At 72.9% G+C, this 8,767-nt stretch carries 9 protein-coding genes; 6 read left to right on the top strand and 3 right to left on the bottom strand.

Annotation, left to right across the window (positions count from 1 at the left end; all coding sequences use genetic code 11):
* The first annotated feature begins 308 nt into the window (after window positions 1-308).
* Entirely contained in the window at window positions 309-1,613 is a 1,305-nt protein-coding gene (locus tag ACZ5ID_RS01580) for a phthiocerol/phthiodiolone dimycocerosyl transferase family protein (protein WP_468892401.1), read from the top strand.
* 76 nt (window positions 1,614-1,689) lie between these two features.
* Window positions 1,690-2,217 carry an RNA polymerase sigma factor gene (locus tag ACZ5ID_RS01575; RefSeq protein ID WP_406553088.1) on the top strand — a complete coding sequence of 176 codons (528 nt, stop codon included), beginning with the start codon at window positions 1,690-1,692 and terminating at the stop codon, window positions 2,215-2,217.
* A 25-nt stretch (window positions 2,218-2,242) separates the two neighbouring features.
* Here the strand turns inward: ACZ5ID_RS01575 and ACZ5ID_RS01570 are convergent, their stop codons facing one another.
* From ACZ5ID_RS01570 to ACZ5ID_RS01560, 3 genes are all read right to left on the bottom strand, one after another.
* Entirely contained in the window at window positions 2,243-2,446 is a 204-nt protein-coding gene (locus tag ACZ5ID_RS01570; protein ID WP_468892400.1) for a hypothetical protein, read from the bottom strand.
* Window positions 2,447-2,483: 37 nt separating this feature from the next.
* Window positions 2,484-3,569 carry a hypothetical protein gene (locus ACZ5ID_RS01565; RefSeq protein ID WP_468892398.1) on the bottom strand — a complete coding sequence of 362 codons (1,086 nt, stop codon included), beginning with the start codon at window positions 3,567-3,569 and terminating at the stop codon, window positions 2,484-2,486.
* Between the two features lie 109 nt (window positions 3,570-3,678).
* Window positions 3,679-3,945 carry a hypothetical protein gene (locus tag ACZ5ID_RS01560; RefSeq protein ID WP_468892396.1) on the bottom strand — a complete coding sequence of 89 codons (267 nt, stop codon included), beginning with the start codon at window positions 3,943-3,945 and terminating at the stop codon, window positions 3,679-3,681.
* A 262-nt stretch (window positions 3,946-4,207) separates the two neighbouring features.
* On the opposite strand from ACZ5ID_RS01560, the gene ACZ5ID_RS01555 reads away from it, so the two are divergent.
* From ACZ5ID_RS01555 to ACZ5ID_RS01540, 4 genes are all read left to right on the top strand, one after another.
* The gene (locus ACZ5ID_RS01555) at window positions 4,208-5,446 is read left to right on the top strand and encodes a phosphodiester glycosidase family protein (protein ID WP_468892394.1); all 1,239 of its coding nucleotides are present in this window, start codon (window positions 4,208-4,210) and stop codon (window positions 5,444-5,446) included.
* A gap of 115 nt (window positions 5,447-5,561) precedes the next feature.
* Window positions 5,562-5,807: a WhiB family transcriptional regulator gene (locus ACZ5ID_RS01550; protein ID WP_406553093.1), complete on the top strand. Its 246-nt coding sequence runs from the start codon at window positions 5,562-5,564 to the stop codon at window positions 5,805-5,807.
* A gap of 409 nt (window positions 5,808-6,216) precedes the next feature.
* A complete protein-coding gene (locus ACZ5ID_RS01545) occupies window positions 6,217-7,143 on the top strand; it encodes a trypsin-like serine peptidase (protein WP_468892392.1) in 927 nt (308 codons plus the stop codon).
* 189 nt (window positions 7,144-7,332) lie between these two features.
* Entirely contained in the window at window positions 7,333-8,739 is a 1,407-nt protein-coding gene (locus tag ACZ5ID_RS01540; RefSeq protein ID WP_468892390.1) for a S1 family peptidase, read from the top strand.
* Window positions 8,740-8,767: the final 28 nt, after the last annotated feature.

Below are 8,767 nucleotides of genomic sequence, written 5' to 3'. Positions count from 1 at the left end.
GCGCTGTGGGTATTCCCCTCACTGCGGTCGCGGGCCGGGCTCGCGGCGGCTGAGGGATAGGTCACTTCGCGGGCTCTTCCGAAACCCTTGCGAGAGAATGGAATTGCGGCTTCACTGAAGCGCGATTCGGGATCCGGGTCTGGGCCGAAACGGTCTGGCCGCAATGGGGAAAGGGTTCCGTCTCCGTATGCGTACTTCGTATGCGTGCGCCCCGCTCCCAGCCGGTCCGTGCGAGCGGCCCCATTCCGGGGAGTCCGGGGCGCGGCCGGGTCCGGTATACCGCCGGGACAAAGGAAAGTCGAAAGGTCATGGGGATGCAGCGCAGGTTATGCCCGGTCGAGACGATCTACGTGGCGCAGCGGAGCCGTGCCGTGCTCTCCTGCACCGTCCGCGGCGACCTCGACGAGAAGCTGCTCGCCGAGGCGTTCGCCGCCAAGGTCGCCGAGCACCCCTCGCTGCGCTGCCGGATCGCCGTCGAGGACGGGGCCCATGTGCTCCAGCCGCTGGCGGCGGACGAGGTGCCGAGGCTGCTGGTGCGCGAGGGCGGACCCGGCGCCTACACCGAGGAGTTCAACACCCCGCTGCCGGTCGGCGGACCCCTGGTGCGGGCCGTACTGCTGCGCGGCGGCGACGAGCACACCATGGTGCTCAGCATCGACCACACCATCACCGACGGCCACAGCGGCATCGCCCTCCAGAACGCGCTGTGGGACACCTACACCCGGCTGGCCGGTGGACTCCCCGGCGCGGCGGGCGAGTTCGGCGAGCGGTGGCCCGAGCCCGTCTCCCACCTGCTGCCGACCGTCTCCGCGCCGGAGGCCGAGGAGTACCTCGCGGGTCGCGTCGAGCGCACCCGCCAGAAACCCGTCGTCTGCCTGCCGTACGAGGCCGCCGGCACCGAGCCGACACCCGGCGAGCCCGAACTCGGCGTCGTGCGCGTTCTGTTGGAGCGCGAGGACACCGCCCGCGTGCTGAGCTTCGCGAAGGCCGAGGGCGTGTCGGTGCACGGGCTGATCGCCGCCGCGGCCCTCACCGCCGTCCGCCGCCGCCTCGGCGGCGAGCCCGGGACGCGCACGCTCGGCTGTATGTCCCCCGTCGACCTGCGCTCCCGGCTCACCCCGCCGCTGGCGCGCGAGGTGATGGTGCCCGCGGTCACCTCCTGCCTGGACGTGCTCGACGTGGCGCACGACGCCGACCCGCTCGCCCTGGCCCGCCACGTCACCGAGAACCTGCACACCGCCATCGCACGCGGCGACTACCTCCAGGAACTCCACCTCCTGCCGAAGGTCCCGCAGCATCCGGCGCTCCTCGCCACCAGCGTGATCGTGACGAACATGGGCCGGGTCTCCGGGCCGGCCACCCCGACCGGTCTCCAGGTCACCGATGTACGCCTCGTCCCCGCGCGCGAGCACTACTTCCCCGAAGCCGGCCGCGGACCGCTGATGGTCTGCGTGGTCTCCTTCGACGGCAGGCTCGGCCTCGAACTCCCCTACAGCGCGCAGTGCTTCACCCGCGAGCAGATGGAGGATCTCCGCTCCGCCCTGCAGACCTCCCTGCTCGCCTTCGCCGCCCGCCGCGACGACGCCGAGGGCGCGGTGGCGGTGCCCGCGTGAGGGACGCGCGGCCGGCACCCGGCACGCACCCGTCCCGCATTCGTACGAGCAGACCGAGTCCAGGAGTACTCCCGCGGTGATCACCACGAACGACACGCAGGCCCCCGTCGCCACGGCCCTGCTGCCGCGCGCCCAGGCCGGGGACGACCGCGCCATGAACGACATCCTCCTGCACATCGCCCCCTTCGTCGGCCGGCTCTGTCTGCCCATCGCCCAGAACCACAGCTCCGACGCCGCCCAGGAGGCCATGCTCGCCATATTCCGCGGCATCCGGGGGCTGCGCGAACCCGAGGCCTTCTACGGCTGGGTCCGCGCCGTCACCGTACGGGAGGCGGTCCGCACCTCCAAACGCCTCAGCCAGGGCCCCACCGACGACCTGACCGACCGCGCCCTGGACGGCAACCCCCTGGACACCGTGCACATCTCCGACGCCATGGACCGGCTGCCCGACCACCACCGGCAGGTGCTCATGCTGCGCGCCGTCTATGGCATGAACGAGGAGGAGATGGCCCGGACCCTCGCCCTGCCCGTCGGCACCGTCCGCTCCCGGCTGCACCGCGCCCGCCGCAACTTCCAGGACGCCTGGCACCAGCAGTCGGCGTGAGGCGGGCGGCTCCGTCCGGCGCCCCTCACTCCGTGGCGGACCGGGCCGCCAGGGCGACGGCGCTCAGCAGGAGCAGCGCGGGCGCCGGCGCCGCGGGCGTGCCGTGGTTGATCTGCACACCCATGCCGAACGCCGGCAGCACGATCAGTACGTACTCCGCCGCTGCGGCGCGCGCCTGTTCCCCGGCGACCCGTCGCCACGGCGACGAGTGCGGACGAGGGGTGTTCACAGGCCCCCCTCGGCAGCCGCGCACCCGGCCGGGAGGGTCATCCCACGGGGCGGCGGTCGATCGGGGTGACGGGCGTGCGGACGGCGACCGTGGTGCGGCGCGGCCCGGACCAGGGGGCGGGGACGGCGTCGATGTCCCTGGCCAGCCAGTAGGCGAGCTGCTCGTAGTTGACGCGCCAGCCACGGAAGTGCGGCCACGCCTCCTCGGGCGTGCGCTCCATCGGGTACCCCTGGTCGGCCATCCGTGCCACGCCGTGGAGGAAGTCCTCGTAGCTCAGCTGGATCGGGTCGTCGGGGCGCGGGTCGCGGTCGTACGCGATGCCCCGCAGATCGGCGATGTCGCGCAGGCACACGAACCCGGCCCGCAGGGCGAGCCGGATCTCGGCCGAGGGCCGGGAGGGGTTGAAGGCGAGACGCAGGGCCGCCGCGTCCATCACGGCCAGCAGCGCGATCAGCCAGTTGCGGTTGGCCTTGGGGGAGCGGAAGTGGACCAGGACCGGATAGGTGGTGTGGCTCTCGCTCACCTCGGCGCTCCACCGCTCCCAGTTGCGGAACAGCTCGGTGAGGCTGTGCAGCAGCTCGACCTGGGCGTAGCGGGCGAGGATCTCCGGACCCCAGGGCGGGTCGCCCGCGCGCGACTGAAGGAGCGTCACCTCCGTCTCGCGCCGCTGGTAGGCCCCGTAGAGAGTGGGCAGATAGCCGACCTGGAGGCCGATCACGACGGGACCGGTGGCGGCGGCGCAGAAGTCGATGGCGTTCAGCGTGACGCGGTTGCCGCCGGCGAAGCCGAGCGTGAAGAGGGAGGAGCCGGACTCGACCAGCGCGTCCCGCAACGGCAGCCGGCTGACCGCGGCCTCCAGGAGCGCGTAGCCGACCATGAAGCACCCCAGCCACGCCATCAGCGTCACCACGACGGCCAGCGGCGCCACCGGCGCGAGCACCCGGTCCTTCGACTCCGCCCCGGTCAGCCGGTCGGCCACCATCTGGAACGGCCGCCGCACCAACCCGTGGACGAGCTGTGTGAAGCCCGAGCGCGTCGGACGGGGTATCACCAGGGTGCGCAGCACCGAGGAGAAGATGCCCAGCACGATGACGGCACCCATGATGCCCTGTAGTACACGCACCGCAGCTCTGTTCCTTCCCAGGTCGTGGGGGACATTCAAGCGCACGGCGCGCGCGGGCGCGGCGGCGTCCGGCGGCGGCGGCCTCCCGCGCGCCGGACTCCGGTACGGCTCAGTCCGCCAACGGGTTCTCCGGGACGATGCCGGGACCGGGGAAGTCGGGGTCGTCCTCGGCGCGCGGCAGCGGCCGGTGCCCCTCGGACCAGTCGTTGGTCCACCCGCACACGCCACAGGCGTACCGCCCGTCGAGCCCGGCCACACGCGTTCCGCATTTGCGGCACTCCGCGTGGGTGATCTCCGGTGTGACCACTGTGGGCCGCGCCGGGGGTGTGCTGCCATGAACTTCACCCGGGGTGCCACCGGTTGGCGTAGCGCTCATGTACTTCTCCAGGTCTGCTGAAGTTTCCGCCGCGCCGCCGTCCGGGGCGCGGCCCGGTTCAGCACCGTTTCCGGGTGAGCGAGACGTTGATGAGCGTACTGTGGCACGCCGCTCGGGCGGGCGCCGCCGCCGCAGCCGTCGGGACGGTCGCCGGGGGCCGTTCTCGGCCATCGCGTCGAGCCTGCCCGTGGGCCGCCGCGCTCCTCGCTAGGCTGCGGCTGCCGATGCGGAGTGCGGAGTGGGTCTCGGGAGATGAGGCGCGATGGGGTGGTCCCGGGGCCGGACGCGCCTGGCGCTGACAGGGATCGTCGCGGCCGGGATGGTCGTGGCCCAGGGCGCGCCGGCGCCGGGCGCCGCGCGCGGCGCACCGGCCATCGGCTACGGGGGGCCGGTCGCCGTCGCGCCCGGCGTCTCCTACCGGAGCTTCACCGTCACCGCCTCCCATGGGCTGACGCGTGGTCACCTCGTGGTGGCGGAACTGAACAACCCCCATGTCACGGTGGACCTCCTCACCCCGGGCGCGGTGGCCGCCCGGGCGAAGGTGACCGCGATGGCCGACGCCCGGGACGCGGTCGCCGCCGTCAACGGGGACTTCTTCGACATCAGCGAGGCCCAGCACCCCGGCGTGGAGGCCACCGGCGCCTCCTCCGGCCCGGCGGTCGCGTCCGGACAGCCGCTGAAGGGCGCCGTCCCCGACGGCCAGCGGTTCGGCCCCGCCCTGCCGCCGGGCACCAGCGCCCGCGACGTCATCGGTGTCGGCCCGGCGGGCAACGGACGCCTCGACCGCCTCACGCTGGAGGGAGCCGTGGACACCCCCGGCGGCCGGCTGCGCCTGGACGGGCTCAACCAGTACGCCGTGCCGGTGGACGGGGTGGGTGCCTTCACCACGAAGTGGGGCGCCGTCTCCCGGGCGCGGGCGGCGTGCGGAACCGATGTGGTGCGCGGCGCGCCCTGCACCACGGACACGTACGAGGTGACGGTACGCAAGGGCCGTGTCGTCAGCACCTCGGACGTCCTGGGTTCGGGACCGATCGCCGCCGGTACGGTCGTCCTGGCGGGGCGCGAGAAGGGGGCGTCCGCCCTGCGCGCGCTCCGGCCCGGCGACCGGGCCGCGCTCGGCTACCGGCTGCGCAGCCGCCGGGGGCCACTGGTGTTCGCGGTGGGCGGCATGCCGGTGCTGCGGGCCCGTACCCCCTTGGACGGGCTCGACGACCGCACGGCCGCCACCCGTACCGGCGCGGGGATCGGCGGCCACGGACACCGCCTCTACCTCGTCACCCTGAACGGCGCGGCCGAGAGCGACGCGGGTCTGACACTGGCCGAACTCGCCCGCCTCCTGAAGGACATGGGCGCCGACGACGCGGTCAACCTGGACGGCGGCGGTTCCTCCACGCTCGCCACCCGCGGCCCGGGCGACCAGGCAGTCGTCGTACGCAACCGGCCGCCCGGCAGCTTCGAACGCGCGGTCGCCAACGGCATCGGGGTCTTCGTCCGGCGGTGAGGCGCGGTCGGTCGCGCGGTTCGCTTTGAACGGACCGTCAGCGGCTGACGTAACAACGCCCAAGACCCCTACGGGAGTCGATCGCGTCACTCGTTGCCGAGGAGGGAGTCTTCTTGTGAACTGGCGAAAGCGTGCGGCGTGCCGTACGGAGGATCCGGAGCTGTTCTTCCCTACGTACAGCAGACGTTTCGCGGACCAGCAACTGGCCGAGGCCAAGGCGATCTGCCGCAGATGCCCGGTGACCACCCCGTGCCTGGAGTGGGCGCTGTCGAACAACGAGAAGCGCGGGGTGTGGGGCGGCCTCAGCGAGAGCGAACTGCGCAGGCTGAAGCGGATCTCCGTGCGGTTGGACATCGGCTGAGGGGCGTCGCCGAAACCTGACGGAGCGGCTCGTACGGCCTCGGCGGACGGGCGGTGTCGAGGCGCGAACCGGCCGGGCCGGTGCGTCCGAACGCCGATCGGGCGCCCGGCACCGGTGGTTGAACGCCGAGGGGCGCGGTGCCGTATCAACCGGGCAGTAGCGTGTCGCGCCCGAGGAGGAGCCCGTGCCTTTTCCCCGTCTTCGTATGGTCGGCCGTCTTCGCCGTCGCCTCCGGGGGACGGCCGCCTGGTTGCTCGTCGCCGTGGTGGCCGGGGGACTCGCGTACACCGTCACCAAGAACTCCACGGGACCGCGGGACGGTTCCGGTGCGGTCGGGTCCGCCGGTCCGGCCGGGGCCGCACGGCGAGCCGACCCCAGCCGGACACCCCGTGGATGGCAGGACTGGAGCGTGGGACGGTGGTTGCGGGGCGCCGCGGACTTCGTCAACCCCGTGGTGGACGGGTTGTGGGGGCCCGAGCGGATGGCCGGGGCCACCGAGGGCGAACGCGCCTTCGACGGCAGGCACATGCCCCGCGGAGTCTCCGACCCCGAGCCGGACGCCGTGCCCGCACGTCCCGTCGCCCGTCCCTACGGCGACCGGGCGCCCACCGCCGGCCGGCTCTTCTTCGACACCCCCAAGGGCCCCGCCGCCTGCTCCGGCACCGTGGTGCGCGACCCGGCCCGCCCCGGGCGTTCCAACCTGGTGTGGACCGCCGGGCACTGCGTCCACTCGGGCAAGGACGGCGGATGGCTGAGGAACATCGTCTTCGTCCCCGGCTTCGACAAGCGCGGCCCGGTGGCCACGGGCGGCTCCAACAGCGCCGCGCCGCTGGGCATCTGGTGGGCGGACTGGGCGCAGACGTCCCAGCAGTGGATCGACCACGGCACGGACGGTGCCGGGGTGGGGGCGGCCTTCGACTTCGCCGTACTGCACGTACGGCAGGCCGCCGGGGAGACGAAATCACTGGAGGAGGCGGCCGGCGCGGCGGCGGACGTCGGCTTCGACGCCGAGCTGTCCGGGTCGCGGAGCCCGGTCGACATCGTGGGGTACCCGGCGGGCCGCCCCTTCGACGGCTCGTCCCTCTTCCACTGCGCCGACCGCCCCGGATCGTTCTCGGTCGCCGCCGACCAGCCGGACATGTACCGCATGGGCTGCACCATGACCGAGGGCTCGTCCGGCGGCGGCTGGCTGGTGCGCCGGGGGGACGGAGCACTCGTCCTGGTCTCCAACACCTCACTCGGCTCCCGCCCGGCCGCATGGCTCGCGGGGCCACATCTCGGCGCGGACGCACGGCGCCTTCTGACGGAGGTGAGCGGGAGGTTCGCGGGCCGCTGAGACAGCGGGGAAGTGGGTGTGCGCCGCGGTTTGAGCAGCTCCCACGACCCGCGTCGAGCTTTGCTGACGAGGCGTCAACAGTGTTCTTTCGCAACGAAGGTGAACACCACAGCCGTCCCATCCGTACCTAGGACCGCACACCTTCCACCGATCCCGATCGGTACGGAACAGATACCAGGAGGCGGCGAGTTGACTCACAGGCGCATACCCAAGCGGCGGGCCGTGATGGCGGGAGCCGGGGCCGCGGGCCTCATCGCAGCGGCCGTACTGCTCCCACGTGCGAACGCGTCCCAGCCGGAGCCCCAGTCCCCGTCCGGGGCCGCGGCCGGAAAGATGAACACCACCGCGGCGGCCGAAGCGGCACGCGGCCTCGCCCGGCAGCTCGGTGACACCTTCGCCGGTTCGTACTACGACGCCGCCAAGCGGCAGCTCATCGTGAACATCGCCGGTAACGACAGCAACGCCGACGCCCAGGTGAAGAAGGCGGGAGCGGTGCCGCGCGCGGTCCGCAACAGCGCGGCCGAACTGCGCTCGGCGGCGCACACCCTCGCCCGTACCGCGACCATCCCCGGCACCGCCTGGGCCGTCGACCCCCGGACCAACCGCATCGTGGTCTCGGCGGACCGGACGGTGAAGGGGGCGCAGTGGAACAAGCTGGAGAAGGCCGTACGCGCCCTCGGCGCGGACACCGCCAGGATCCAGAAGTCCGCCGGGCGGTTCACGGCGTTCAGCGAGGGCGGTGACGCCATCTTCGGGGGCGGCGCCCGCTGCTCGCTGGGTTTCAACGTCACCACCCAGGACGGCAAACCGGGGTTTCTCACGGCGGGCCACTGCGGTGTGGCGGCCAAGAAGTGGTCCCTGAGCGCGGGCGGGGCTCCCGCCGCGACCGTCCAGAAGGCGACCTTCCCCGGCAACGGCGACTTCTCCCTGCTCACCTACGACGACGCCGCCACGCAGGCCCCCAGCGCGGTCGACACGGGCTCGGGGAAGCTGGTCGAGATCACGGCCGCGGCGGACGCTTCCGTGGGGCAGCGCGTCCTGCGCATGGGCAGCACGACCGGTTTGCACGACGGTACGGTCACGGGCCTCGACGCCACGGTGAACTACCCCGAGGGCACGGTCACCGGGTTGATCCAGACCGACGTCTGCGCGGAGCCGGGCGACAGCGGTGGGTCCCTGTTCACCGCAGACGGCGCCGCGGTCGGCCTCACTTCCGGGGGCAGCGGGAACTGCACCGCGGGCGGGGAGACGTTCTTCCAGCCGGTGACGAGCGCGCTGACGGCCACGGGGGCGACGATCGGGGCGGGAGGTCAGGGCCAGGGACAGGGACAGGGACAGGACCAAGGACAGGGGCAGGACCAGGGCCAGGGCCAAGGTCAGAACCAAGGTCAGGACCAGGGGCAAGGCCAGGATCAGGGGCAAGGCCAGGACCAGGGTCAGGGACAGGGACAGGTGTCCGGTGGCTCCGGTGGTTCAGGTGCCTCGGGTGGCGCGGGGGGTTCAGGTGCCTCCGGCGGCTCCGATGACCCGGGTGGCTCCGGTGGGCAGGGCGGTGTGATCACCATGAACCCCGTGCCGGGGTACGGCGGGCAGTGACCGACACCGACCGAGACTGACGGACGTG

Source organism: Streptomyces sp. NPDC031670 (genome assembly GCF_055580545.1).
This window is presented reverse-complemented; position numbering and strand designations above follow the sequence as displayed.